Source organism: uncultured Sulfitobacter sp., assembly GCF_947497275.1.
Taxonomy (GTDB): Bacteria; Pseudomonadota; Alphaproteobacteria; order Rhodobacterales; family Rhodobacteraceae; genus Sulfitobacter.
The window spans coordinates 1-380 of record NZ_CANMFS010000051.1; the positions used below are offsets into that span (position 1 = coordinate 1).

Below are 380 nucleotides of genomic sequence, written 5' to 3' on the forward strand. Positions count from 1 at the left end.
GGGTCCCGCAATCGCCGCCGTCACGTTGCCGCTGCTGTCGCTGGCCGTGATCGACGTGTCCAGCGACCCGTCCGACAGGCCCGACAGGTCCAGCACCGCCGTCGCGGATCCCGGCGTCAGCAAGCCCGAGACCACGCTCGACACGCCGTCGCTTACCGTGATCACCGCCGTGGCGTCGGCATCCAGCCCGCTGGCCGTCAGCGTCACCGCCGTGACCTCCGAGGCGTCGATCGCCGTGTCCGGCGCGGTAATGCCGAGGTTGCCGTCCTCGTCCGCCGAGGTATCGGGCGCAAAGTCCAGCAGCAGCCCCGGTCCGTTGATGGTGGTGGTGTTGCCCTCGGCGTCGGTCGCGGTGACACGGGTGAGCGCGGCGCCGTCGG

General features: G+C 71.6%; 1 protein-coding gene. It reads right to left on the reverse strand.

All coding sequences use genetic code 11. The features are described 5' to 3' along the window. The coding region (locus Q1A06_RS20940) for a hypothetical protein (RefSeq protein ID WP_299568050.1) at positions 1–380 on the reverse strand (380 nt) is incomplete at both ends.